Annotated in this window: 24 protein-coding genes; 14 read left to right on the forward strand and 10 right to left on the reverse strand. The window is 69.4% G+C overall.

Going from position 1 to position 24,237, the window contains the following annotated elements; all coding sequences use genetic code 11:
* Nucleotides 1–4: 4 nt before the first annotated feature.
* Both H8R02_RS12435 and H8R02_RS12440 read left to right on the forward strand, forming a co-directional pair.
* Nucleotides 5–976 (forward strand): Bug family tripartite tricarboxylate transporter substrate binding protein, encoded by a 972-nt coding sequence (locus H8R02_RS12435; RefSeq protein WP_187081745.1) that lies wholly within the window; start codon nucleotides 5–7, stop codon nucleotides 974–976.
* A gap of 68 nt (nucleotides 977–1,044) precedes the next feature.
* Entirely contained in the window at nucleotides 1,045–2,277 is a 1,233-nt protein-coding gene (locus tag H8R02_RS12440) for an ABC transporter substrate-binding protein (protein ID WP_187081746.1), read from the forward strand.
* Here the strand turns inward: H8R02_RS12440 and H8R02_RS12445 are convergent.
* Nucleotides 2,274–2,831, reverse strand: a complete 558-nt coding sequence (locus H8R02_RS12445) for a deoxycytidylate deaminase (RefSeq protein ID WP_187081747.1) — start codon at nucleotides 2,829–2,831, stop codon at nucleotides 2,274–2,276. The two genes, H8R02_RS12440 and H8R02_RS12445, sit on opposite strands and share 4 nt — an antisense overlap.
* A 114-nt stretch (nucleotides 2,832–2,945) precedes the next feature.
* Here H8R02_RS12445 and H8R02_RS12450 point away from each other — a divergent pair, with 114 nt between their 5' ends.
* Nucleotides 2,946–3,254, forward strand: a complete 309-nt coding sequence (locus H8R02_RS12450; RefSeq protein WP_187081748.1) for a hypothetical protein — start codon at nucleotides 2,946–2,948, stop codon at nucleotides 3,252–3,254.
* Between the two features lie 16 nt (nucleotides 3,255–3,270).
* Nucleotides 3,271–3,591: a hypothetical protein gene (locus H8R02_RS12455; RefSeq protein WP_187081749.1), complete on the forward strand. Its 321-nt coding sequence runs from the start codon at nucleotides 3,271–3,273 to the stop codon at nucleotides 3,589–3,591.
* A 79-nt stretch (nucleotides 3,592–3,670) separates the two neighbouring features.
* Here H8R02_RS12455 and recJ read toward each other — a convergent pair whose 3' ends face one another.
* Both recJ and H8R02_RS12465 read right to left on the reverse strand, forming a co-directional pair.
* Nucleotides 3,671–5,380 (reverse strand): single-stranded-DNA-specific exonuclease RecJ, encoded by a 1,710-nt coding sequence (gene recJ / locus H8R02_RS12460; protein WP_187081750.1) that lies wholly within the window; start codon nucleotides 5,378–5,380, stop codon nucleotides 3,671–3,673.
* Nucleotides 5,377–6,330 carry a phosphoglycerate mutase gene (locus H8R02_RS12465; RefSeq protein WP_187081751.1) on the reverse strand — a complete coding sequence of 318 codons (954 nt, stop codon included), beginning with the start codon at nucleotides 6,328–6,330 and terminating at the stop codon, nucleotides 5,377–5,379. Before H8R02_RS12465 ends, recJ begins: the two co-directional genes overlap by 4 nt.
* Before the next feature lie 36 nt (nucleotides 6,331–6,366).
* Between H8R02_RS12465 and H8R02_RS12470 the strand changes: the two genes are divergently transcribed.
* The gene (locus tag H8R02_RS12470) at nucleotides 6,367–7,620 is read left to right on the forward strand and encodes a lipoprotein-releasing ABC transporter permease subunit (RefSeq protein WP_187081752.1); all 1,254 of its coding nucleotides are present in this window, start codon (nucleotides 6,367–6,369) and stop codon (nucleotides 7,618–7,620) included.
* Nucleotides 7,613–8,287 (forward strand): lipoprotein-releasing ABC transporter ATP-binding protein LolD, encoded by a 675-nt coding sequence (gene lolD / locus H8R02_RS12475; RefSeq protein WP_187081753.1) that lies wholly within the window; start codon nucleotides 7,613–7,615, stop codon nucleotides 8,285–8,287. Before H8R02_RS12470 ends, lolD begins: the two co-directional genes overlap by 8 nt.
* Here lolD and H8R02_RS12480 read toward each other — a convergent pair whose 3' ends face one another.
* Nucleotides 8,288–9,946 carry a winged helix-turn-helix domain-containing tetratricopeptide repeat protein gene (locus H8R02_RS12480; RefSeq protein WP_187081754.1) on the reverse strand — a complete coding sequence of 553 codons (1,659 nt, stop codon included), beginning with the start codon at nucleotides 9,944–9,946 and terminating at the stop codon, nucleotides 8,288–8,290.
* Between the two features lie 104 nt (nucleotides 9,947–10,050).
* Here H8R02_RS12480 and H8R02_RS12485 point away from each other — a divergent pair, with 104 nt between their 5' ends.
* On the forward strand, nucleotides 10,051–10,842 hold the full coding sequence (locus H8R02_RS12485; protein ID WP_187081755.1) for a transporter substrate-binding domain-containing protein: 792 nt from the start codon (nucleotides 10,051–10,053) through the stop codon (nucleotides 10,840–10,842).
* A 1-nt stretch (nucleotide 10,843) separates the two neighbouring features.
* On the opposite strand, the gene H8R02_RS12490 is transcribed toward H8R02_RS12485, so the two are convergent.
* Genes H8R02_RS12490 through H8R02_RS12505 form a run of 4 tightly spaced genes read right to left on the reverse strand, consistent with a single transcriptional unit; the run spans nucleotide 10,844 to nucleotide 14,879 of the window.
* On the reverse strand, nucleotides 10,844–11,884 hold the full coding sequence (locus tag H8R02_RS12490) for a VWA domain-containing protein (protein WP_187081756.1): 1,041 nt from the start codon (nucleotides 11,882–11,884) through the stop codon (nucleotides 10,844–10,846).
* 16 nt (nucleotides 11,885–11,900) lie between these two features.
* Entirely contained in the window at nucleotides 11,901–12,842 is a 942-nt protein-coding gene (locus tag H8R02_RS12495; protein WP_187081757.1) for a DUF58 domain-containing protein, read from the reverse strand.
* Nucleotides 12,823–13,821, reverse strand: coding sequence for an AAA family ATPase (locus H8R02_RS12500; protein WP_187081758.1), 999 nt, complete (start codon nucleotides 13,819–13,821; stop codon nucleotides 12,823–12,825). Before H8R02_RS12500 ends, H8R02_RS12495 begins: the two co-directional genes overlap by 20 nt.
* Before the next feature lie 59 nt (nucleotides 13,822–13,880).
* Complete coding sequence (locus H8R02_RS12505) at nucleotides 13,881–14,879, reverse strand: S1C family serine protease (protein WP_187081759.1); 999 nt, start codon at nucleotides 14,877–14,879, stop codon at nucleotides 13,881–13,883.
* Nucleotides 14,880–14,965: 86 nt separating this feature from the next.
* On the opposite strand from H8R02_RS12505, the gene H8R02_RS12510 reads away from it, so the two are divergent.
* The 7 genes from H8R02_RS12510 (at nucleotide 14,966) to H8R02_RS12540 (ending at nucleotide 22,761) form a co-directional block, all read left to right on the forward strand.
* Nucleotides 14,966–15,808, forward strand: coding sequence for a TatD family hydrolase (locus tag H8R02_RS12510; protein ID WP_187081760.1), 843 nt, complete (start codon nucleotides 14,966–14,968; stop codon nucleotides 15,806–15,808).
* On the forward strand, nucleotides 15,805–16,566 hold the full coding sequence (locus H8R02_RS12515; RefSeq protein WP_187081761.1) for a class I SAM-dependent methyltransferase: 762 nt from the start codon (nucleotides 15,805–15,807) through the stop codon (nucleotides 16,564–16,566). The genes H8R02_RS12510 and H8R02_RS12515 overlap by 4 nt, the downstream gene beginning before the upstream one ends.
* Before the next feature lie 7 nt (nucleotides 16,567–16,573).
* On the forward strand, nucleotides 16,574–18,367 hold the full coding sequence (gene tfpB / locus H8R02_RS12520) for a type IV pilus assembly ATPase TfpB (RefSeq protein ID WP_187081762.1): 1,794 nt from the start codon (nucleotides 16,574–16,576) through the stop codon (nucleotides 18,365–18,367).
* 117 nt (nucleotides 18,368–18,484) lie between these two features.
* Nucleotides 18,485–18,973: a tripartite tricarboxylate transporter TctB family protein gene (locus tag H8R02_RS12525; RefSeq protein WP_187081763.1), complete on the forward strand. Its 489-nt coding sequence runs from the start codon at nucleotides 18,485–18,487 to the stop codon at nucleotides 18,971–18,973.
* A gap of 9 nt (nucleotides 18,974–18,982) precedes the next feature.
* Nucleotides 18,983–20,494 (forward strand): tripartite tricarboxylate transporter permease, encoded by a 1,512-nt coding sequence (locus tag H8R02_RS12530; RefSeq protein WP_187081764.1) that lies wholly within the window; start codon nucleotides 18,983–18,985, stop codon nucleotides 20,492–20,494.
* Nucleotides 20,495–20,575: 81 nt separating this feature from the next.
* Nucleotides 20,576–21,859 carry a DUF3422 family protein gene (locus H8R02_RS12535; RefSeq protein WP_187081765.1) on the forward strand — a complete coding sequence of 428 codons (1,284 nt, stop codon included), beginning with the start codon at nucleotides 20,576–20,578 and terminating at the stop codon, nucleotides 21,857–21,859.
* Nucleotides 21,856–22,761 (forward strand): DMT family transporter, encoded by a 906-nt coding sequence (locus H8R02_RS12540; RefSeq protein WP_354004911.1) that lies wholly within the window; start codon nucleotides 21,856–21,858, stop codon nucleotides 22,759–22,761. Before H8R02_RS12535 ends, H8R02_RS12540 begins: the two co-directional genes overlap by 4 nt.
* Here the strand turns inward: H8R02_RS12540 and H8R02_RS12545 are convergent.
* Nucleotides 22,736–23,632, reverse strand: coding sequence for a M48 family metalloprotease (locus H8R02_RS12545; RefSeq protein WP_187081766.1), 897 nt, complete (start codon nucleotides 23,630–23,632; stop codon nucleotides 22,736–22,738). The genes H8R02_RS12540 and H8R02_RS12545 overlap by 26 nt on opposite strands.
* Complete coding sequence (locus tag H8R02_RS12550; RefSeq protein WP_187081767.1) at nucleotides 23,629–24,228, reverse strand: SH3 domain-containing protein; 600 nt, start codon at nucleotides 24,226–24,228, stop codon at nucleotides 23,629–23,631. The genes H8R02_RS12545 and H8R02_RS12550 overlap by 4 nt, the downstream gene beginning before the upstream one ends.
* Nucleotides 24,229–24,237: the final 9 nt, after the last annotated feature.

Below are 24,237 nucleotides of genomic sequence, written 5' to 3' on the forward strand. Positions count from 1 at the left end.
AGCGATGCGAAACACGGTCCGCGCAGTTCTCCTCAGTGCCGTGCTCGCAATCGCTCCCCTGGCCGGCACGGCGCAGGCCTCGTACCCGAACAAGCCGATCCGGCTCGTCGTGCCTTTCGCGCCCGGTGGCTTCACCGACGTCGTCGCGCGCATCCTCGGGCAGAAGCTCTCCGTTGCGATGGGGCAGCAGGTCGTCGTCGACAACAAGCCCGGCGCCGGTTCCACCATCGGCACGGATTTCGTCGCGAAGTCGGCGCCCGACGGCTACACGCTGCTCATGGTGTCCAGCACGCATGTGATCAGCCCCTGGATCTACAAGTCGCTGCCGTACGACCCGCTCAAGAGCTTCAGTGTCGTCGGCAAGCTCGCGGACTCGGCGTATGTGCTGCTCGTGAACCCGAAAGTGCCCGCGAAGAACGTGCAGGAGTTCATCGCGCTGGCGAAGGCGCAGCCGAACCAGGTGCACTACGCGTCGTCTGGCAACGGCAGCGCGCAGCACCTGATGGGCGGCCTGTTCGTCGCACTCACCGGCGCGCCGCTGAAGCACGTGCCCTATCGCGGCAGCGGCGGCGCCGCGCAGGACCTCGTCGCGGGTGTGGTCGAGAGCAGCTTCGCGGGCGTGCCCAATGCGCTGGCGCAGGTGCCCGCGGGACGGTTGCGCGCGCTGGCCGTGACCACCGGCAAGCGCTGGCCCACCTTGCCCGACGTCCCCACGATGAAGGAAGCCGGCGTGCCCGATTACGACGCTTCGGTATGGCTTGCGCTGCTCGCGCCCGCGGGCACGCCGCGCGAGGTCGTCATGAAGCTCAATGCCGAAGTCGCGAAGGCCATGGGCAGCGCCGACACGCGCAAGGCGCTGGAGGATGCGGGCGTGGAGCCGGCGTCTTCCACGCCCGAGGAGATGGCGGCGTACATGGCCGAGGAGCTGGCGCGCTGGGGCAAGGTGGTGAAGGAAGCGAACATCAAGCTCGACTGATCGAGACGTCCGTATCGTGGCAGTGGAGGGCGTCGCTCGATAGATTCAGTCCCGTCCTGGAGGGCTGAATGATGGATCGCAACCCGGCAACCCGCGGCGGCTTTTTCGCGTCGCCGCGCACCCTGGCCTTCGTGGCTGCCGCGAGCCTGGGGCTCGCAACCGCGGCTGCGGCGCAGCCGGTCCGCGTGGGCCTGATCGGCCCGTTCACCGGCGGCTCGGCCGACTTCGGCAACAGCGTCCGCTACGGCGCCGAGCTCGCGGTCAAGGAGATCAACGAGGTCGGCGGCTACCTCGGCCGCAAGCTCGAGCTCGTCGTGCGCGACGACAAGGCCGACCCCGAGACCGGCCTGAAGGCGGCGCAGGACCTCGTGCTGCGCGAGAAGGTGGACTTCACGATCGGCTTTTGCAACACCGGCGTCGCGATGAAGTCGCTGGACGTGTTCCAGGCGAACCGCAACCTGCTCATGGTGCCGTGTTCGCAGGGCACGGCCGTGACGACGAAGTTCCCCGCGGCGCAGAGCTACGTGTTCCGCGTGGCGCCGCCGGACGCCACCAACGCGAAGTTCCTCGTGTCCGAGATCGTGGACCGGCGCAAGCTCAGGAGCGTCGCCATCTTCGCGGACGAAACGGGCTACGGGTCCGGCGGGCTGAACGACCTGCAGTCGGAGCTGGCCAAGCGGGGCCTCGCGGCGAAGTACGTGGCCCGCTTTCCCCTGGGCGTCGCGAGCCTCGCCGCCCAGATGCGCGCCGCGAAGGAGGCGCGCGTGGACGCGATCGTTGCCTACACGGTAGGCCCCGAACAGGCCGTCGCGGTCAAGTCGCGGCAGGAAGCCGGCCTGGCCGCCCCGTTCTTCGCGCCTTGGCCGCTGTCGTTCCGCAGCGTGCTCGAGGCCGCCGGCCCGGCGGCGCTGGAGGGGACGATGATGGTGCAGACCATCGTCCACGACACGCTCAACGAGCGCCGCGCCTCCTTCCTCGCGCGCTACTCGCGCCATGCCGGCGAACCGCGCATCGGCTCGCTCATGTCGGCGGCACAAAGCTACGACGCGGTGCACCTGATGCTTCGCGCCGTCTTCATCGCGCGAAGCACCCAGGGCGACGCGCTCAAGAAGGCGCTCGAGTCCATGGAGAACCCCTACCAGGGCGTCGTCACCACCTACGTGCGGCCGTTCACCCCCGACGACCACGAGGCGTTCAGCGAGAACATGCTGTTCCTCGGCGTGTGGAAGAAGGGCCAGATCGAGTATTTCTACCCGGAAGACGCCAAGCGCGCGGGCTACGTGCGCCGCAAGGAACGCTAGACGTCGTTCTCGCCCCTGGACATGGGGGCGAGCTGGAGCGCACCCGCGAGGTCGCGCGACCAGCCGTATGCACCCGGGTCGAACGCTTCCATCGACTCGCACTTCACGCCGCTGGCCGCGAACATCTTCAGCGCGGCCTGGTTCTCGGCGGCGTGGTGCTTCTTCTCGCGCAGGTACACCACGTTGCGGATGCCCGCCTGGATGATCGCCTGCGCGCAGCGCGGGCAGGGGAACTGGGTCGTGTAGATCGTCGCCTCGCGCAGCGGGTGCACCACGCAATTGAGGATGGCGTTGATCTCCGCGTGCACCACGTAGCTGTGGCGCGAGTGGAAAGGGTCTTCGTCGTTGTCGGACCAGTACACCGGGTCGCCGTCGTCGCAGCCGCGCGGCAGGCCGTTGTAGCCCACCCCCAGGATGCGCTGGTCCGGCGAGACGATGGACGCGCCGTTGCGCGCCCGGTGGTCCTTGGAGCGCGCCGATGCAAGCAACGCCACGCCCATGAACATCTCGTGCCAGCCGATGAGGGCCTTGGGGCGGTTGGCGTCGGTGCTCATGGGTGAAATGCTACATGAGACGGGCGCGCGGGCCGGCAAGCTCATCTGTTCCGTTCCCGTCCTACACCGGATTGCGCCGAGCGCGGGAAGCGTGCGCCCGGGGTGGCATCTACGATGGATTCCATCGGAGACAACGCCATGCTGAACGCCCTGCTGGACCCCCAGACGCAAGAACCGCGCAGCCCCGGTTTCTGGTGGGCCTTCGGCGCGCTGGCCGCACTGCTGCTCGCCACCTTCTGGCTCGTCTGCAACGCGCAGGTCGAGCGGGCCGAGGCCCGCAGGACGGAAAGCAGCCTGGCGCAGGTGGCCCTGGCCGACTGCCTGCAGTACATCCCCGGCGCCACGATCGGCAGCTGCACGCAGCGCATCGCGCCGGCGCCCGGCGACGGTGCGACGCAACAAGTGTCATTCAACGCACGCTGACAACGAGGGAGGCGCCATGAACCCGAGGACCCTGGCAAGCGTCGACTCGCGAGCCTTCACGCGCGACGAATCGCTCGAGACCTGCGAGGAGCTGGAGCAGGGCGGGCAAGCCCGCTACTGCCCCACGGACCTGCTCGCCGACTTCGCGCTGTTGATGGCCGGCCACGGCCGCTGCATCTGCACGTCGATGATGCTCGGCGACCGCGAGTACGCGATGTGGCAGATCGCCTGCGCGAGCGCGATGGACGACGCGCAGCTCTGCGCCGTCGCCAAGCGGCTGTTCGCGTACTTCGACGATCCGCAGCACACGGGCATGCCGGTGCTCGGCACGGCTTAGTTCGCGGCGCCGGGCCGCCCCAACCCGCGAAAGCCCCCTCGGGGGGCAGCGATCCTCGCGAAGCGGGGAGCGTGGGGGCTCATATCTCGACGCCTTCGATCAGGAAGCGCACGCGGCGCACGCCTTGCCATTCGTCGGCATCGAGGCGGAACGCGACCTTCACCCTGGCCGGCAAGGGCTCGGTGTGGCCGAACCACATGGCTTCGACCGGCTGCCCCTGGTGGCGGATCTTCAGCGACAGGTGCTTCTCGCCGACCAGCTTCTGCGACACCACTTCCACTTCCTCGCTGAACACCGGCGGCGCGAAGCCCTGCCCCCACACGGCGCCATGCAGCGTGTCCACGAGGTCGGGCCGGCGGTATTGCGGATCGAGCGGGCCGTCGGTGTGCAGCCGGCGCATCAGCGTCGCGGCATCCAGCCATTCCTGCGCCACCTGCGCGAGCGCCTGCTCGAAAGTGTCGAGGTGCTCCTCGGCCACCGTGCAGCCCGCGGCCATCGCATGCCCGCCGAAGCGCAGCAGCACGCCGGGGTGTCGCTTGGCGACGAGGTCCAGCGCGTCGCGCAGATGGAACCCCGGGATCGAGCGGCCCGAGCCCTTGAGCTCGTGCTCCTTGCCCGGCGCGGCGCTCTGCGCGAACACGAAACACGGGCGGTGCAGCTTGTCCTTGATGCGCGAAGCGACGATGCCGACCACGCCTTCGTGGAAGTCGGGGTCGAACACGCAGATGGCGGGCGGCGGCTCCTCGCCTTCCTCGAACAGCGACTCGGCGATCTCGAACGCCTGTTCGCGCATGTCGCCCTCGATGTCGCGGCGCTCGCGGTTGATCGTGTCGAGCGCGCGGGCGAGCTCTTCGCCGCGCGCGGCGTCGTCGGTGAGCAGGCACTCGATGCCGAGCGTCATGTCGGCAAGGCGGCCGGCCGCGTTGATGCGCGGGCCCAGCGCGAAACCGAAATCGAACGTGGTTGCGGCCTGCGGCTTGCGCGCTGCTACGTTGAACAGGCTCGCGAGGCCGCAAGGCAGCGCGCCCGCCCGGATGCGCTTCAAGCCCTGTGCGACGAGGCGCCGGTTGTTCGCATCGAGCTTGACGACGTCGGCGACAGTGCCGAGCGCCACGAGCGGCAGCAGCGCATCGAGCTTCGGTTGGCTGGAGGCATCGAACACACCGCGCGCCCGCAGTTCGGCACGCAGCGCCAGCAGCACGTAGAACATCACGCCGACACCCGCGATCGACTTGCTCTCGAACCCGCAGCCCGGCTGGTTGGGATTGACCAGCACGTCGGCGTCCGGCAGCGTCGCGGCGGGCAGGTGGTGGTCGGTAACCAGCACCTTCAGGCCGAGCGCACGCGCCGTGGCCACGCCTTCGACGCTCGCGATGCCGTTGTCCACGGTGACGAGCACGTCGGCACCCTGCTGCTTCACGCGTTGCGCGATCGGCGGCGTGAGGCCGTAGCCGTCCACAACGCGGTCCGGCACGAGGTAGCCGACCTGCGAGGCGCCGAGCAATCGCAGGCCGCGCACCGCCACCGCACATGCAGTCGCGCCGTCGCAGTCGTAGTCGGCGACGATGCAGATGCGTTGCCGGGAGGCAATCGCATCGGCCAGCAGCACGGCCGCTTCGGCCGCGCCCTTCATCGTGGTGGGCGGCAGCAGCAGGCCGAGGCCGTCGTCGAGCTCGTCCTTGGCGAGAACGCCGCGCGCGGCGTACAGGCGGGCAAGGAGCGGGTGGATGCCGGCCTGCTCCAGCGCCCAGGCGGCGCGCGGCGGGACATCGCGGGTGAGGATCTTCATAGGGACTGCAAAACGGGTAGCGCGGCGGGCCGCGAGAACAGGTTGGAGACGCGCCGCCACAAGCCCTGGCTCGCACTCGACCAGGTGCGTGCGTTGCGCTCGCCGGCAAGCGTCAGGCGCACGGCGTCGCCGCGGTCGGCGGCCTGCAGCAATCGCGTGCACTCCTGGTTGTCGAGCTGGTGCCATGCGGCGGCCCAGGCGGCGGCGTCGTCCAGAAGCGCCGCGTCGCGCAGGTAATGCGTGACGGCGAGGCCGGCCGGCGGCGCGGGCCGGTGCGAGGCCGGGAGCGCGCCGGTGCCGCTCACCCAGAACGAGTTCACCGGCGGCAGGCCGCCGAGCGTGCGGGCTTCGTTGATGGGGTGCGTGTAGAGCAGCATCTGCATTTCCTGCTGCAGCCGCCGCACCGGGCGCGCGGCTTCGGTGCGCGGCAGCCAGGCGTCGACGTGCCGGCCGATGGCGCGGTCGAGCGAGGCGGCGGGCAGGTTGCGGAACATCTCGCCGCGCGCCAGCCACAGCGTCGGCGCGTCGTACTCGACGGCGAGCCCGTCCTCGGTGAAGTAGGGCTGCATGGCGTCGAGCAGCGCGCGCGACTCGCCGGCGGACAGCTGCAGCTCCTGCGGGTGCGTCATCGCGATGTGGTCGGCGCCCACGCGCCAGTGGCAGGGCGTGAGCCACGCCCATGCCTCGTCGCCGGTCTCCCGGCCGCCCTGCTGGACCTGCCATGCGGCCCAGGGTAGCTGCCCATCGGGTGCCGAAAGGCCGCACTCGCGCGCCAGCACCCGCTCGTGGGGCAGCGTGAGCGTGGTGGCTTCACCCTCGTCGGCGGCTTCGGGGGCGAGCCGGGCCAGCAGCTTCTCCAGGTGCGGGAGGTCCAGGCGCTGCATCGCCTCGGCACAGGAGCCGCCGGCCACGCCGGCAAAAGGGATGAGCAAGTGGACTGCGTCTGACACGGGCCGTATTGTCGGGGATGCCATACTCCACCCCGCATGAAATTCCCCTATGAGCTCGTCCTCGGCTGGCGCTATACGCGCGCCGGGCGCGCCACGCGGCGCAACGGCTTCATCTCGTTCATCTCCGGCGTCTCGATGCTGGGCATCTCGTTGGGCGTGGCGGCGCTCATCATCGTGCTGTCCGTGATGAACGGCTTCCAGAAGGCCGTGCGGGACCGCATGCTCAGCGTGGTGTCGCACATCGAGGTGTACGGCCCGGGCGGCGGGCCGCTGCCGGACGTGGCGCGTACGCTGGCCGAGGTGCGGCGCAACCCGCAGGTGATCGGCGCCGCGCCTTTCGTGGCCACGCAGTCGCTGCTGGCGCACGGCGAGGACATGCGCGGCGCCGTGGTGCGCGGCATCGACCCCGCGCTCGAGCCGCAGGTCACCGACCTCGCCGCGACGTCGAACGACACGCTCAAGCGCCTGAAGCCCGGTGAATTCGGCATCGTGCTCGGCGCGGAGCTCGCGCGCAACCTCGGCGTGCGCATCGGCGACCCCGTCACGCTCATCGCACCGGGCGGGCAGGTGACGCCCGCGGGCGTGGTGCCGCGCCTGAAGCAGATGCAGGTGGTGGGCACCTTCGATTCCGGCCACTTCGAATACGACAGCGGCCTCGTGCTGCTGCACATCGAGGATGCGCAGCGCATGTTCCGGCTGGAGGGCCCGACCGGCGTGCGCCTCAAGCTCAAGGACCTGCACCTCGCGCGCGAAGTGGCCTTCGAGCTGGAACGCAGCATGACCGGGCCGTTCCTCATCCGCGACTGGACCCGCCAGAACCGCACCTGGTTCGCCGCTGTGCAGCTGGAGAAGCGGATGATGTTCATCATCCTCACGCTGATCGTCGCGGTGGCGGCGTTCAACCTGGTGAGCACGCTCGTGATGACGGTGACCGACAAGCGCGCCGACATCGCGATCCTGCGCACGCTGGGCGCGAGCCCGGGCAGCATCATGGGCATCTTCGTCGTGCAGGGCGCGGCCGTGGGCGTGATCGGCACGCTGGCCGGGCTCGCGCTGGGCCTCGCGGTGGCCTACAACATCGACGTCATCGTGCCGGCCATCGAGCACGCGCTCAATGCGAGCTTCCTGCCCAAGGACATCTACCTGATCAGCCGCATGCCCAGCGAGCCGCAGTCTGCGGACATCGTGCCCATCGCACTGATCTCGCTGGTGCTGGCGTTCCTCGCCACGATCTACCCGAGCTGGCGTGCCAGCCGCGTGAACCCTGCGGAGGCACTGCGCTATGAGTGAGCCTGTGCTCGTCGCGCAGGGCCTGACCAAGCGTTTCCACGAAGGCGACATCGACGTCGAGGTGCTGCGGGGCGTGGACCTCACGGTGCACCCCGGCGAGACGCTCGCCATCGTCGGCGCCTCGGGTTCGGGCAAGAGCACGCTGCTGCACCTGCTGGGCGGCCTGGACGCGCCCACGAGCGGCAGCGTGCGGTTGATGGGCCAGGAGCTGTCGAAGCTCGATGCCGCGCAGCAGGGGCGCCTGCGCAACAAGCACCTGGGCTTCGTCTACCAGTTCCACCACTTGCTGCCGGAGTTCAGCGCGCTGGACAACGTCGGCATGCCGCTGCGCATCCGGCGCGAGCCGCTGGACAAGGTGGCCGAAGCGGCCACGGAGATGCTCACCGCAGTGGGACTCGGTGCACGCCTGAAGCATCGCCCCGCGGAGCTGTCGGGCGGTGAGCGCCAGCGCGTCGCCATCGCGCGCGCGCTGGTGGCGCATCCCGCGTGCGTGCTCGCGGACGAGCCGACGGGCAACCTCGATCGCGGCACGGCCGATGCGGTGTTCGAGCTGATGCTCGGGTTGGCACGCGACCGCGGCACGGCGTTCGTCATGGTGACGCACGACGAGCAGCTGGCCGCCCGCTGCGCTCGCGCGGTGCGCATCACGAGCGGCAAGCTGGGTTAGCTAGGGGGGCAACCCGGCCGCTTCCAGGGCCGCCCACCTAGCGAGCAGGTCAGGCCGCTCGCGCTGCGTCGCGATGGTCTCGCTGCGCAGCCGGGTGACGGTCAATTGCGGAAAGAGTGCGAGCGCCCTGGCCGCCGCCTCCCGGGCAATGGCCTGCTCGCCAACCTGCCACGCCGCAGCGGCAAGAATGACGTGGCCATTGGTGAAATCCGGCCGCAGCGCGACGACGCGGCGCGCCCATTCCATGGCCTGGGCCGGCTGCTGCGCCCCGAGCAAGGCATTGGCGCGCACCGCGTAGAAGAGGTGCAGGCGCGCGTCGCGCGGGCTCAGCGCGATGGCCTCGTCGATGCGGCCGAGCGATGCGGTGAAGTCGCCCTTCGAGGCGTTGGTGATGCCGAGCCAGTAGTACGCGGGTGCGTAGTTGCGGTTCATCGCGATCTGGCGCTCGAAGGCTTTTTCGGCGGCGGCGATGTCGCTGCGGTAGTAAAGCACGGTGCCGAGGGAGCCGTTCACGTTCGGGTGCTTGGGGTCGATGGCGAGAGCGCGCCGTATCGCCGCTTCCGCAGCGTCCAGCGAGCGGCCGCGGTCTTTCGAGTAACGCAGCCCGACGTCGGAGAGGTGGGTGTTGGCCAGGCCGATCCATGCAAAGGCGTAGTCCGGATCGAGCGCGACGGCCTTTTCGAGCGCCGCGCGTGCCTCCATGTTCGCCTCGCGCGTGTGCCGGTCCCACAGCGACCAGCCGCGCATCGCCAGGTCGTGCGCATCGGGCCGTGCGTTGCGCGCGCCCCGCGCGGCTTCGACGTCCACAAGCTTCAGGTGGAGCGCGCGCGCGATGCGGCCTGCCGCGATGAGAGAAAACGCCTGCAACTCCTGGCCTGCGACCTCGATGCGGTCGCTCCACTGCTGCGCGCCGGTGCGCGCCTCGACCAGTTGCAGGTTGACGCGCACCCTGTCGGCTTCGCGGTGGATCGAGCCCTCGACGACGTAGCGCACGCCGAGCTCGGCGTGAACCGTGCGCGGGTCGGCCGAGCGCCCCTTGTAAGTGAAGGCGGTGCCGCGCGCGATCACCACGCTTTCGGGCAGGCGCGACAGGTCCGTGGTGAGGTCGTCGGTCAGCGCGTCGGCGAGGTATTCGTCGGATGCCGCGCCGCCGATCAGCTTGAAAGGCAGGACGACCACGGACAGCGGGCTCGCGCCCTTCTCGCGTGGCATCGCCCACCAGGCCGCCGCGCCGGCGAGCACGGCGAACGTGGCGCACGCGGCGAGCAAAGCCGCGAGCGTAGACCAACGGGAGGGGCGGGCGGCCGACCGCGCCGGACCGGACCCGGTGCCACGTTCGACCGTGGCCGTTAGCCGATACCCTTGCCGCGGCACCGTGGTCACGAGGCTGCCGTCCGCATCGTGGAGCGCGCGCCGGATGTCGCCGATGCACTGCACGAGCGAATCGTCGGTCACGACGGTGCCCGGCCAGACGCGGGAGAAGATTTCGCGCTTACTGACCACCCGCGGCGCGGAGGCGGCCAGCAACCCCAGCACGGCCACCGACTGCGGGCGCAGCGGCACCGGCTCCCCGTCGCGCGTCAGCCTCGCGCGCAGCGGGTCGATCTCGAACGGGCCGAAGCGCAGCGGCGCTTCGGGTGCGAGGGCGGTTTCGCTCATTTTCGGCGTTTTTCGGGCGCGGGTTCGGCCCGCGCCGCGAAGCTGCGCCCATGCTAGGCCATGTCCAACCCCGTGCCAAGGTGAAGCGCATGAGATGCCTGTCAATGCCCGTCGTCGCCCTCGCGCTGGCCGCGCTCCTGCCGCTGCAGGGTGCCGCGCAACCCGCCACCACAGCCACGCCCCAGGTGCGCGCCGAACTCGCGCCCACCGGAAAGCTGCGCATGGCGATCACGCAGGTGGGTTATTTCGTCAACCGCGATGCGGCTTCCGGCGAATTGAGCGGGGTCGCGATCGACATGGGCCGCGCGGTCGCGGCGGCGGCCGGCGTGCCTTTCGAGCCGATGCTGTACCAGGACTTCAACAAGCTCGTCGAGGGCGCCCAGACGGGTGCCTGGGACCTGACGATCATGGGTTACGACCGTGCCCGCGAGAACGTCGTCGCCTACTCGGCGCCCGTCATGGAGATCGACCTGACGCTGCTGGTCGGCCCGAAATCGAAGGTGACTTCGATCGAGGACATGGACCGGCAAGGCGTCGTCATCTCGGTGCCGAGAAACACCATCAGCGACCTCGCGCTCGGCCGCGTCCTGAAGCATGCCGAGCTGCTGCGAGCCGACAACTTCGCCGCCGCCGCTGACGCCGTGGCCGCCGGCCGGGCCGATGCGTACGCCTACCTGCGGCCCGGGCTGGTTCCGCTGGTGGCGAAGATACCCGGTTCACGGGTGCTCGAAAGCCGCTTCGACGCGGCGCGGCCCGCGCTGGCGGTACCGCAGGCCCGCACCACGGCGGCGGCTTTCGTACGGCAAGTGGTGGAGCAGCAGCGCGCCCAGGGCGCGATCGCTGCGTCGATCGAACGCGCGGGCGTGGCAGCGCGGGTGGCGCCGCCGCCGCAGTGACTCAGAGAATCCGGTTGAACCAGAGCAGCGAGAGCCCCGCAGACAGCAAAGCCAACGCCGCGGCCGCCATCGCGAGCAGCGCGGAAACCTCGGTCTCCTTCTTCTCCACGGTCAGCCGGGAGCTGAGCGACTCGTAGACCTTCTTCAGGTCCTGCGCGGTGCCGGCATAGAAGTACTCGGCGGCGGTCTTCTGCGCCACGGCCTTGAGCGCCTCTTCGTCCAGCCGCACGCGCATCGACCAGCCTTCGAAGCCGATCGTTTCGCCGTCGACCGTGCCGATGCCCACCGTGTACACACGCACGCCGCGCTCGGCAGCGAGCTTGGACGCCTCGATCGGGTCCACGCCCGTCGTGCGCTGGCCGTCGGTGAGCATGATGATCGCGGCCGAAGCATAGGAGCCGGGTGCGACGGGCTGCCGCTCCTTCTTCTCCTTCTTCTCGGTGTCGATCGCGAAGCCGCGCTGCCGGTCGCGGCCGCCCTGCAGCGCCTGCAGGTCGATGCCGTCGTCGGGGAACAGCGTGGCCAGCGAGATGACGATCGCGTTGCCGGTGGCGGTGGCGCGCTGCAACTGGAAGCGGTCGATGGCGGTGAAGAGGTCTTCGCGGTTGGTGGTCGGCAGTTGCGCGACCTGCGCGGAGCCGGCGAAGGCCACGATGCCCACCTTCACGTGCCGCGGCAGCTCGGTGATGAAGGCCTTGGCGGCGTTCTGCGCGGCAACCAGCCGGTTCGGCTGCACGTCCGTGGCGCGCATGCTGCCCGACACGTCCATCGCGAGGATGATCGTCTGCTGGTTCGACGGCAGCGTGACGACGGCGACAGGGCGCGCGGTCGCGAGCAGCATCGCGGCCATCGCGAGCAGGAAGAGCGCGGGCGGGATGTGCCGCCGCATCTGCTGCCCCTTGCCCATCGCCTCCTTGACGATCGACAGCGACGCGTAGCGCACCGCCATCTTCTTCTTGCGGCGCAGCAGCCAGAGGTAGGCGAGCACCAGCAGCGGCAGCGCCAGCAGGAACCAGAGGTTTTGGGGCCAGAGAAAGTTCATGGTCGTTCTCCCACGCCTACGCTGCGTGCCGCAGGTGGGTTGGCATGCCGCCGCCGGCGGCCATCCGGATGCGCATCCTGCGCATGTCCACGAAACGCACGATCGCGTCCACGAGGTCGCTGTCCGTGGCCAGCTCCAGCGCGTCCACGCCCGCGTTCACCATCGCCTGCCGCAGGTCGGCCTCGCGCTGGGCCGCGATGCGCGCGAAGCGCTTGCGGAAACCCTTGTCGTGCGTGTCCACCAGCATCTGCTCGCCGGTTTCGGCGTCGCGCAGCGTGAGCAGGCCCAGGTCCGGCAGCTCCAGCTCCAGCGGGTCGAGCACGCGCACGGCGACGACTTCGTGGCGCTGCGCCAGCTGCGCGAGCGGCTTTTCCCAGCCGGGCTCGCTGATGAAGTCGGAGACCACGAACACCGTCGAGCGGCGCTTGATGAAGCTGGCGCCGGACGAGAGCAGGTCCGCCAGGCGCGTGGCGCCGGCTTCGCGCTCGGGCGGGCGCTGCATGCTCGCCATGAGGTGCAGCACGTGGCGGCGGCCGCTGCGCGTGGGGATCACCGTGTCGACGCCGTTGCCGTACAGCATCGCGCCGACGCGGTTGCCGTGGCGCGTGAGCAGGCGCGCGAGCACGGCCACGAACTCCGCCGAGATGTTGCGCTTGCGCAGCTCGCCCGAGCCGAAATCCACCGACGGGCTCAGGTCCAGCAGGAACCACGCGGACATCTCGCGGTCTTCGGTGAACACCCGCACGTGCGGAATGTTCATGCGCGCGGTGACGTTCCAGTCGATGTGGCGCACGTCGTCATGGTGCTGGTACTCGCGCAGGTCGGCCAGGTCCAGGCCCGTGCCGCGCAGCAGCGTGCGGTAGTCGCCCTGCAGCAGGCCGTCGAGGCGCTTGACCACCTTCCATTCGAGGCGGCGCAGCACCTGTTCGGCGGTTTCGCTATGCAACGAGCTTGTCATGTTCCAGGGGTTTGGCCGGGGCAGGGATCTTCGCCATGATCTTGCCGATCAGCGCGTCGCTCGTCAGGCCTTCGGACAGCGCTTCGTACGACAGCACCACGCGGTGGCGCAGCACGTCGGGCACGAGGTCCACCATGTCTTCGGGCAGCGCGTAGGTGCGGCCGCGCAGCATCGCGAGCGCGCGCGCGCCTTCTGTCAGGTTGATCGTGGCGCGCGGCGACGCACCGAAGGTGATGTACTTCGCGAGATCCTTCAGGCCGTGCTTGTCGGGGTAGCGCGTGGCCGACACGAGCTTCACCGCGTACTGCACGAGCGAGGGGTCGACGTAGACCTCGCGGCACTCGGCCTGCAGCACCGCGAGCTGGTCGGTCGTGGCGACGGGCGTCACGTCGACGCGCGGGCCGGTGACGCGCTGCACGATGACGAATTCCTCGTCGTCGGTGGGGTAGTCCACCAGCACCTTCATCATGAAGCGGTCCACCTGCGCCTCGGGCAGCGGGTAGGTGCCCTCGGTCTCGATCGGGTTCTGCGTCGCCATCACGAGGAAGGGGCTGGGCACCTTGTGCGTCTCGCCGGCGATGGTGACCTGCCGCTCCTGCATCACTTCCAGCAGCGCGGACTGCACCTTGGCCGGCGCGCGGTTGATTTCGTCGGCAAGCAGCAGGTTGGCGAACACGGGGCCCAGCGACGTGGAGAACTCGCCCGTCTTCTGGTTGTAGATGCGCGTGCCCACGAGGTCCGCCGGCACGAGGTCGGGCGTGAACTGGATGCGCTTGAACTGACCGCGCATCGTGTTGGCGAGCGTCTTCACGGTGAGCGTCTTCGCCAGGCCCGGCACGCCTTCGACCAGCAGGTGGCCCTGCGCCAGCATGGCGACCATCACGCGTTCGAGGAAGCGGTCCTGGCCGACCACGACCCGCTTGACCTCGTAGAGGATCTGTTCCATGAGCTGCGCGGTCGTGCTGGGGGTGGGTTCCATGGGTGTGCGGGTCCTTCGGGGGGATTTCGGGCGTGGAAAGCGAAGACCGGGCGGCCGCGTCAGAACGGCGGCAGGCCGGCGGCGGAAGCGGCGTTCTCGATCGGCACGGCGAAGCCGATGCCGAGGAAGGTGCGCGCAGGCGTCGGGTTGAGGATGGCGGTGACGATGCCCACCACCTCGCCGTCCATCGTCACGAGCGGGCCGCCGGAGTTGCCGGGGTTGGCCGCCGCGTCGAACTGGATGAGGTTCTTCATCTCCTGCTTGCCTTCGGGCGACTTGAAGACGCGGCCAAGGCCGGAGACGATGCCGCCGGACGCCGACGGGCCGATGCCGAACGGGAAGCCCACGGCCAGCACCTTGTCGCCGGGGGCGAGGTCGGACGTCGAACGCATCGTCGCGGCGATCAGGTCGTCGGGGATCTTGCTCGCCTGCAGCACGGCGAGGTCATTCTCGGGCTGCGCGCCAGTGACGGTGGCGGGCGACTCGAGCCCGTCGCTGAAGATCACCTTGATGCGGTCGGCGCCGGAGACGACGTGCAGGTTGGTGAGGATGATGCCCTTGTCGATGATGACCACGCCGGTGCCGACGCCGGCTTCGACCTCATCGTCCTCCGGCTTCGATTCCGACGCGGCGACCGGCTTGGATTTCGATTTCGAGGAAGCCGCCTTCGCGTCCTTCTCGTCTCTCAGCCGGCTCTTCTTCACGTAGCTCACCACGCGCACGACCGAGGGCCGGATGTTGTCGTAGGCCCGCGCGTACTCGGACGGAAGCACCTGCGTCTCCATCGTCTTGAGGACCGCGGCGTTGATGTCCTCCTGCGTGAGCCTGCGCTGGCGCGGGTTCAGGCCGACGGAGGCCATGAGCGCGATCGCGAGCAGCACGATGGCGCTCCACATCATCGCTGTCTGGCTCGGACGAAGCCGCCGCCAGCGGGAGGGCTTGGCGGCGGGGGTGGGAAGGGACTCCGCGGGGCTGGCGGGCGCGGCCTCGCTGCCTGCGGGCACGGCCGTGGCGGGCCGCGCCGGGCGACTGGAGCTGTAGAGGGCGGGCCTGCGCATCCGTGCACCTTGAAAACTGAACTGCTTGCGCATCACGGTAGCACGCTTTTCGCTGGCGTGCACGGCTTCCGGCATCATCGGAAGGTATGCCCGTATGGATCGACACGCACGCCCACCTCGACGCCGCGGAATTCGCCGCCGACGTGGATGCCATGCGCCTGCGCGCGTCCGCGGCCGGCGTGGCCTGCTGCGTGCTGCCGGCCGTGGAAGCCGGCAACTTCGAGGCCGTGCGTGCACTGGCTCATCGGCACGGCGACGTGTACGGGCTGGGTATCCATCCAATGGCAACGCCGCGAGCGGCTGACGACGACCTGACCACGCTGGATGCCGCGCTGGCGATGCACCGGGGCGATGCGCGGCTGGTGGCCGTCGGCGAGATCGGCCTCGACTTCTTCGTGCCCGGCCTCGACGCCGCGCGGCAGGAACTTTTCTATCGCGAGCAGCTGGCGCTCGCACGCAGCCACGGCCTGCCGGTGCTGCTGCACGTGCGCCGCTCGGCCGACCGCCTGCTCAAGCACCTGCGCGAGCTGCCCGTGCGTGGCATCGCCCATGCCTTCAACGGCAGCCTGCAGCAGGCGCATGCCTTCCTGGACCTCGGGTTCAAGCTCGGCTTCGGCGGGGCCGTCACCTACGACCGCGCGCTGCAGCTGCGGCGGCTCGCGCGCGAACTCCCGCTCCATGCCATCGTGCTGGAGACCGATGCGCCCGACATCCCGCCGCACTGGCTGTATCGCACCGCCGCGCAGCGCGAGGCCGGGTTGCCGCAGGGCCGCAACGAGCCGGCCGAGTTGCCGCGCATCGCGCAGGTCGTCGCGCAATTGCGGGGCATCGAACCCGAAGCGCTCGCCGACGCGACCACGCGCAACGCCATCGACGCATTGCCCAACTTGAGGAAAATCACCGCCCCGCGTGGCGCATTTGCTGCATGACACCCTCCAACAAGAAGGCACCGCTTCCCGAAGTCAATTTCTCCGACCACGGCGACATCCGCTACCTGCACCTCGGTAGCGTCTGGGTGCAGGGCTCGATGCGGATGACGGACCCGTTCGGCCTGGAGCTGGAATACATCCAGCGCATGATGGCCTGGCTGCTGTTCGTCGAGCCGGACACCGTGCCCCAGCGCCATGCGATGCAGTTCGGGCTGGGTGCGGCGGCGCTCACCAAGTTCTGCCGGCGCCGGCTGCGCATGAAGACTACGGCCATCGAGCTGAACCCGCAGGTCGTCGCCGCGTGCCGCTTGTGGTTCCGCTTGCCTGCCGACGATGCAAAGCTCTCGGTAGTCCTCGGCGATGCGGCCGAAGTCGCGGCGCACGACCATTGGCGCGGCCAGGTCGACGCGCTCCAGGTCGACCTCTACGACCACGAGGCCGCCGCGCCCGTGTTGGACAGCGTGGAGTTCTACCGCGACTGCAGGCGCCTGCTCACCGGCGACGGCTGCATGACGGTGAACCTGTTCGGCCGCGACTCGAGCTACGAGCGCAGCCTCAAGCACATCGCAGCCGCCTTCGGTGAGGTGGCGGTGTGGGCGTTCCGGCCCACGCGCGAAGGCAACACGGTGGTGCTGGCGCTGCGCGAGCCGAAATTCCCGGTGCGCGGCGAGCTGGCGTCGCGCGCCGACATCATCGAGGAACGTTGGGGCCTGCCCGCGCGCAAGTGGCTGCGGGCGTTCAAGCCCGTCGCCGGATAATGCAAGCATGACCGCAGCGCACAAGGCCAAGCCCCATTCGCTCGCGCGCACGAACCCCCGGGGGCCGCTGCGCTGGGACCAGATCGTCGAGTGGCTCAGCGAGGACGGCGTCATCACCGCCGACGAGGCGCGCCGCACCGTCGCGCGTTGCGCGCAGGCCGAGAGCGCGCAGCATCCGCTGGTGCGGCTGGCCGCCGTCGCCATGCAGCGCGCCGCCGACGGCAAGCCGCTGGACATCGAATCGCTCACGCAATACGTCGCCGGGCGCACGGGCCTCGAATACCTGCGCATCGACCCGCTGAAGGTGGACGTGGCGAAGGTCGCCGACGCGATGAGCGCCGCGTACGCCGAGCGCCACCGCGTGCTGCCGGTGCAGGTCACGACCAGTGAAGTCGTGGTGGCGACTTCGGAGCCCTTCATCACCGACTGGGTGGAGGAGGTCGAGCGGCAGGCCAAGCGCAGCGTGCGCCGGGTGCTCTCCAGCCCGCAGGACGTGCACCGCTACACGGCCGAATTCTTCGCGCTCGCGAAGTCGGTGCGCGCCGCGCAGAAGGCCGGCGGCAACGCGGGCGCCGCGAGCTTCGAGCAGCTGGTGGAGCTGGGCAAGACCACCAAGCAGCTGGACGCGAACGACCAGGGCGTTGTGCAGGTCGTGGACTGGCTCTGGACCTACGCCTTCGACCAGCGCGCGAGCGACATCCACCTGGAGCCGCGGCGCGAGCAGGGGGTTATCCGCTTCCGCATCGACGGGATGCTGCACCCCGTCTACCAGATGCCGATGGGCGTGCTCAACGCGATGATCGCGCGCATCAAGCTGCTGGGCCGCATGGACGTGGTGGAAAAGCGCCGCCCGCTGGACGGCCGCATCAAGACGCGCAACCCGCGCGGCGAAGAGATCGAGATGCGTTTGTCGACGCTGCCCACCGCGTTCGGCGAGAAGATGGTGATGCGCATCTTCGACCCCGACACCGCGGTGAAGGACCTCGACGCGCTGGGCTTCTCGCCGCACGACGCGCAGCGCTGGGAGCAGCTGGTGGACCGGCCGCACGGCATCATCCTGGTGACCGGGCCGACGGGCTCGGGCAAGACGACGACGCTGTATTCCACGCTCAAGCGCATCGCCACCGAGGAGGTCAACGTCAGCACGGTGGAGGACCCGATCGAGATGATCGAGCCGGCCTTCAACCAGACGCAGGTGCAGCCGCAGCTGGACTTCGGTTTCGCCGAAGGCCTGCGCGCGCTGATGCGGCAGGACCCCGACATCATCATGGTCGGCGAGGTGCGCGACCTCGAGACCGCCGAGATGGCGGTGCAGGCCGCACTGACCGGGCACCTCGTCTTCACCACGCTGCACACGAACGATGCGCCCTCGGCCGTGACGCGGCTGATGGAGCTCGGTGTTCCCTCGTACCTCATCAACGCCACGCTGCTCGGCGTGCTCGCGCAACGCCTCGTGCGCACGCTGTGCAAGCAGTGCCGCGTGCGCGACGAGTCCACGCCGCGCGAAGCCATGGACGAGCTGGTCAAGCCGTGGAAGATCTCCGGCTGGCGCCCCTACAAGCCGGTGGGCTGCGTCGACTGCCGCATGACGGGGTTCCTCGGCCGCATGGGCCTGTACGAGCTGCTGACCGTCACCGAAGGCTTCAAGGAGCGGCTGGGCGAGGAGCCGTCGATCACGTCGCTGCGGCGCCAGGCCATTGCCGACGGCATGCGCCCGCTGCGCCTCGCGGGGGCCCTGCGCGTCGCCGAAGGGCACACCACGCTCGAGGAAGTGCTCGGCGCCACGCCTCCGCTCGAGTAGCACGATTAAGCCATTCGATTGAGTCCCCACCGTCTCCCGTAGGTGGAACCCACAAGGGGTTGGGCGGCCTTTGGGCCCAAAATCGGCCGCGTCGCGTTACCTTCGGAGACAACTCAAGTGCGAATCAAGAGCCAGAAGGATTTCTGGGCGGGATTGATGTTCCTTGTCATGGGCATCGCTTTCGCCTGGGGAGCCACAACCTACAACATCGGCGAAGGGGCTCGCATGGGCCCCGGTTACTTCCCCCTCGTGCTGGGCGTCCTGCTCGCCGCCATCGGCGCTTTCGTGATCTTCGAAGCGCTCGTGGTGGAGACGGAAGACGGCGAGCCGATCGGCTCCTGGGCGTGGAAGCCCCTGGTGTTCATCATCGGCGCCAACGTGATGTTCGGTGTCTGCCTGGGCGGCCTGCCCAAGATCGGCATTCCGTCGCTCGGCCTCATCGTCGGGATCTACTTCCTGACGTTCATCTCGGCCTATGCGGGCGAGGAGTTCAACTGGAAAGAGGTGGTGGTCCTCGCCACCGTCCTGGCCATCATCAGCTACCTGGCGTTCATCGTGCTGCTCAAGCTGCAGTTCCCGGTGTGGCCCAGCTTCATCGGCGGTTAAGGGGCTGACATGGACCTGATCAACAACCTCATGCTCGGCTTCGGCGTCGCCTTCACGCCGATCAACCTGCTCTACGCGTTCATCGGCTGCCTGCTCGGCACGCTGATCGGCGTGCTCCCCGGCATCGGCCCGGTGGCCACCATCGCCATGCTGCTGCCCGCGACGTACGCGCTGCCGCCCGTGTCGGCGCTGATCATGCTGGCCGGCATCTATTACGGCGCGCAGTACGGCGGCTCCACCACGGCCATCCTGGTGAACCTGCCGGGTGAATCGTCGTCGGTGGTGACCGTGATCGACGGCTACCAGATGGCGCGACAGGGCCGCGCGGGCCCCGCGCTCGCCGCTGCCGGCCTCGGCTCGTTCTTCGCGGGCTGCGTGGGCACGCTGATCCTGGCGGCGTTCGCCGCGCCGCTGACCGAAGTGGCGTTCAAGTTCGGTCCCGCCGAATACTTCTCGCTGATGATCCTGGGCCTGATCGGCGCCGTGGTGCTGGCGTCCGGCTCGCTCATCAAGGCGATCGGCATGATCGTGCTGGGCCTGCTCATGGGCCTGGTGGGGACGGACGTGAACTCGGGCGTCGCGCGCTTCTCGTTCGACATCCCGGAACTCACCGACGGCATCGGCTTCATCACCATCGCCATGGGCGTGTTCGGCTACGGCGAGATCATCATGAACCTCGGCAAGCACGAGGACGACCGCGAGGTGTTCACGGCCAAGGTCACGGGCCTGTTCCCGAACAAGGAAGACTTCAGGAACATGATCCCGGCGGTGCTGCGCGGCACGGCGCTCGGCTCGGCCCTGGGCATCCTGCCCGGCGGCGGTGCGCTGCTGGCGGCGTTCGCGGCCTACACGGTCGAGAAGAAGACGAAGCTGCGCCCCGGTGAAGTGCCGTTCGGCAAGGGCAACATCCGCGGCGTGGCCGCGCCCGAGTCGGCCAACAACGCCGGCGCGCAGACCTCCTTCATCCCGCTGCTCACGCTGGGCATCCCGCCCAACGCCGTGATGGCGCTGATGGTGGGTGCGATGACGATCCACAACATCCAGCCGGGCCCGCAGGTGATGACCAGCAACCCGTCGCTGTTCTGGGGCCTGATCGCCTCGATGTGGATCGGCAACCTGATGCTGATCATCCTGAACCTGCCGCTGATCGGCATGTGGATCAAGCTGCTGACGGTGCCTTACCGCTGGTTGTTCCCGGCCATCGTGCTGTTCTGCGCCATCGGCGTTTACTCCACGAACAACAACGTGTTCGACATCTGGCTGGTGGCGATCATGGGCGTGATCGGCTACATCTTCATCAAGCTCGGGGCCGAGCCCGCGCCGCTGCTGCTCGGCTTCATCCTGGGGCCGATGATGGAGGAGAACCTGCGCCGGGCGCTGCTGCTCTCGCGCGGCGACTGGAGCGTGCTGGTGACGCGCCCGCTGTCCGCCTGCCTGCTGGCTGCCGCGGTGCTGCTGGTGATCATCGTGGCGCTGCCGTCGATCAAGGCGAAGCGCGAAGAGGCGTTCGTCGAGGACTGATCCTCACCGCCTCGCCAAAAAACGGCACCTCCGGGTGCCGTTTTTGTTTTAGGCACAATGTTTGCCTTCCCTGCCCCTGCCATGACACAGACACCTGCGCATCCCCAGCGGATCGCGCTGCACAACGAAATCCACGCCCGCCCGCCGGAAGCCATGACGGCGCCGCTGGCGATCTCGCACGCCGTGATGCTGTGCGACGCCGCCGAGCGGGAGGCGAGCCGCCGCCACGTGGCCGCGCTGCTGCGCGACCACCACCTGCCGCAGCCCGACGCGGAGTCGTCCCATATCCGCATGGACCTGGGCGCGTTCCGCCTGCGGTGGGAGCTGCACACCGAGTTCGTCACGTGGAGCTTCTCGCGCGCCTTCGACCCCCAGGGCTTCGGCGAACGCGAGCCCGCCACGGCGATGGATTCCGTGCCCAAGGAGTGGCTCTCGGGCCTGCCGGGTCAGACGCTCGCGGCGCTGCACCTGTGGGTGCTGCCCACCAACGGTTTCGAGAGCAACTCGCTCGTCAAGCACGTGCTCAACGAGGACACGCTGGTGGGCTCCACCGTGGCCGACGGGTTCGGCGAGGTCTACACCGACTTTGCACTGCACGCCGACGGGTTCTCGCGCATGGTGCTGCTCACGGGCAGCGTCACGCCGCGCCGGCTGGGGCGCCTCGTGCAGCAGCTCATCGAGATCGACACGTATCGCATGGCGGCCTTGCTGGGGCTGCCCGCGGCGCGCGAATCGGGTGCGGTGCTGGGTTATGCCGAACGCGAGCTGGCGGAATTGGCCGAGGCGATCCGCGTTGCCGGGCGCGACCAGGAGCCTGTGCTGCTGGACCGCCTTACGCGGCTGGCGGGGCAGGTGGAGAGCCACTATGCGGCGACACATTCGCGCTTCTCGGCCAGCGCCGCGTACTTCGAGCTCGTGGACCGGCGCATCGCCGACATCGGCGAGTCGCGGCTCGCCGGGCTGCAGACGATCGGCGAGTTCATCAACCGGCGCCTGTCACCCGCGCGTTCCACCTGCGAGTGGTCGGTGCGGCGGCAGGACGCACTCTCGCAGCGCGTCTCGCGCATCAGCACGCTGCTGCGCACGCGCGTGGAGATCGAGCAGCAGCAAAGCAGCAAGGACCTGCTGGCCACGATGAACCGGCGCCAGGGGTTGCAGCTCAAATTGCAGGCCACGGTGGAAGGGCTGTCGGTGGCCGCGATCACCTACTACATCGTCGGACTCGTGAGCTACCTCGCCAAAGGCGCGCACGCGATCGGCTGGCCCTTCAGCCCGGAGGGCACGGCCGCTTGCGCGATCCCGGTGGTGGCATTGGCCGTGTGGGCATCGCTTCGCCGGCTGCACCACCGGGTGTTCAACGCGTGACCGACCGCCCCGGGCGGCCGCTGGTCAGCGGGCTGCTGATCGCGGCCGCCGGCTCCATCACCTTCAGCGGCAAGGCCATCATCGTCAAGCTGTCGTACCGCTATGGCGTCGACGCGGTGACGGTCATCATGCTGCGCATGCTGTTCGCGCTGCCGATCTTCCTTGCCATGGCTTGGTGGGCCGGCCGGGGCAAGGAGGCGCTGAGCGGGCGCGATTGGGTGGGCGTCGTGGGCCTCGGCTTCAGCGGCTACTACTTCTCGAGCATGCTCGACTTCCTCGGGCTGCAGTACGTCACTGCATCGCTCGAGCGCCTGATTCTGTACCTCAACCCCACGCTGGTGATGCTGCTCGGCTGGCTGCTGTACGGCCGCCGCTGGCGGGCCACGCAGGTGCTGGGCATGGCGGTGAGCTATTGCGGCGTGCTGCTGGTGCTGGGGCGCGAGCTGCGGCTCGAAGGCGCGAACGTGGGGCTGGGCGCGGCACTCATCTTCGCCAGCACCGTGAGCTACGCGTGCTACATGGTCTATAGCGGCGAGCTCGTGAAGCGGCTCGGCTCCCTGCGGCTGGTGGGGCTCGCGACCTCCGTGGCCTGCGTGCTGTGCGTCGTGCAGTACGCGGTGCTGCGGCCGCCCGCGACGGCCTTGGACATCGCGCCGGCGGTCGTCTGGCTCGCGCTGCTGAACGCCACGCTGTGCACCGCGGTCCCCGTGCTGCTGGTGATGATGGCCATCGAGCGCATCGGCCCGGCGGCGACCGCGCAGACCGGCATGATCGGCCCGCTGACGACGATCGCGATGGGCGTGTGGCTGCTCGGCGAGCCGTTCACCGCGTGGCTGGTCGCGGGAACGGTGCTCGTGATCGCCGGGATCTTCGTCTTCAGCGCGCCTGCACGCGCTGCATGATGCTCACCGACGGCTTGCCCGCGAACGCGTCGAGCCGCTTGCCCATCGCCTGCTCCAGGTTGTCCAGCCGCTGGTCCGCGGGCGGGTGCGTTGCGAGCGTGAGCGTGAAGAGCGGGTTGTCCTGCGGCACGGTGCGCAGCTGCTGCAGCACGCCGGGCAGGCCGTAGGGGTCGAAGCCGGCGCGCGCGGCCAGTGCCACACCGTGGCGGTCGGCGTCGAACTCGTCGCCCTTGTCGAGGCCGCTCGTGTAGATGTTGCGGATGAGCGAGAGCACCTGCGACTGCACGAGCCCGCGCGCATCGCCGCGCAATTGCGAGCCGACCAGCGTCGCGCCAAAGCCCGCGGCCGCCTTCGACTTCAGGGCCTGCAGGTGGTGCTTGTCGACGACGTGCGTGATCTCGTGCGCGAGGATGCCCGCCAGTTCGGCCTCGTCGACGCGGTCCACCAGCCCCTTGGTGACGAAGATGTACCCGCCCGGCGCGGCGAACGCGTTGAAGCCCGGGTCATCGATGACCGCGAAGCTCCAGGGCAGGGTGGGCCGTGTCGAGTGCAGGCTGATCCACCGGCCGAGCTCATTGACGTAGCGCTGCAGCCCCATGTCGGCATGCAGCGGCTTGCTGCCCAGCAGCACGGCGGCGAGCTGGCGGCCGATCTCGATTTCCTTCGGCTCGTCGATCGACTCCAGCGACTGCTGCAGCATCTGGATCAGGTCACCGCCGCCGGCGGGCGCGGCCGCGGGCGCTGACACGCCCGGGATGGGGACGGGCAGGTTGCGCAAGAGGCCGCCGAACTGGGCGGAGGCGGGCAGCGCCGCGGCGGCAAGCAACGCGGCGCAGGCCGCGGCGCGAAGGGTGATGGTGGTGCGGCTCATTGCGGGTTCCCCGGCGGGTTGGCGGTGCCCGGCGCGCGGCGCGGCGCAGGCAGCGGTTCGACGTTCTCGCTCCTGAGTTGCGCACGCGAGGCGAACTCGCGCGCCTGGCCTTCGTTGGCTCGCTGCGCTTCCATCTGCGCCACGGCCGCCGTGTTGGGCTGCGCCTTGGCGATGTCTTCGGCGCCGAGGCCGCGGATGCCGATGGTGGACGTGCTCGTGGTCATCTGCTGCTGCTGCGGCCGCGCGAACATGCCGGTCACGCCGCGCATCAACCCGCCGGCCGAAGGCCCCTGCGTGCCCTGCGGCGCCTGCGCACCGGTGGTGGGCGCGATGTCGAAAAGGTGGACCCAGCCCGTGGCACCGGCGGCATTGCGCACCTGGACCCAGGGGCCCTGCCGCTGCTCCAGGCGCGTGACGGTGGACTGCGCGGGCAGCGCGCCGAGGCTGCGGCCCGACTCACCGGGTGCGTCGCGCAACTCGGTCGCGCGCTTGATGAGGGCCGGCTCGCCGGGCGATTGGGCCGCCGCGAGCCCGCATGCGAGCAGCAGGGTGGCCGCGAGCGCCCCGAGGCGGCGCGGCATTCGTTTGCCTGTCATCGTTCGTGT

The sequence above is a fragment of the Ramlibacter albus genome (assembly GCF_014297445.1).
GTDB lineage: Bacteria > Pseudomonadota > Gammaproteobacteria > Burkholderiales > Burkholderiaceae_C > Ramlibacter > Ramlibacter albus.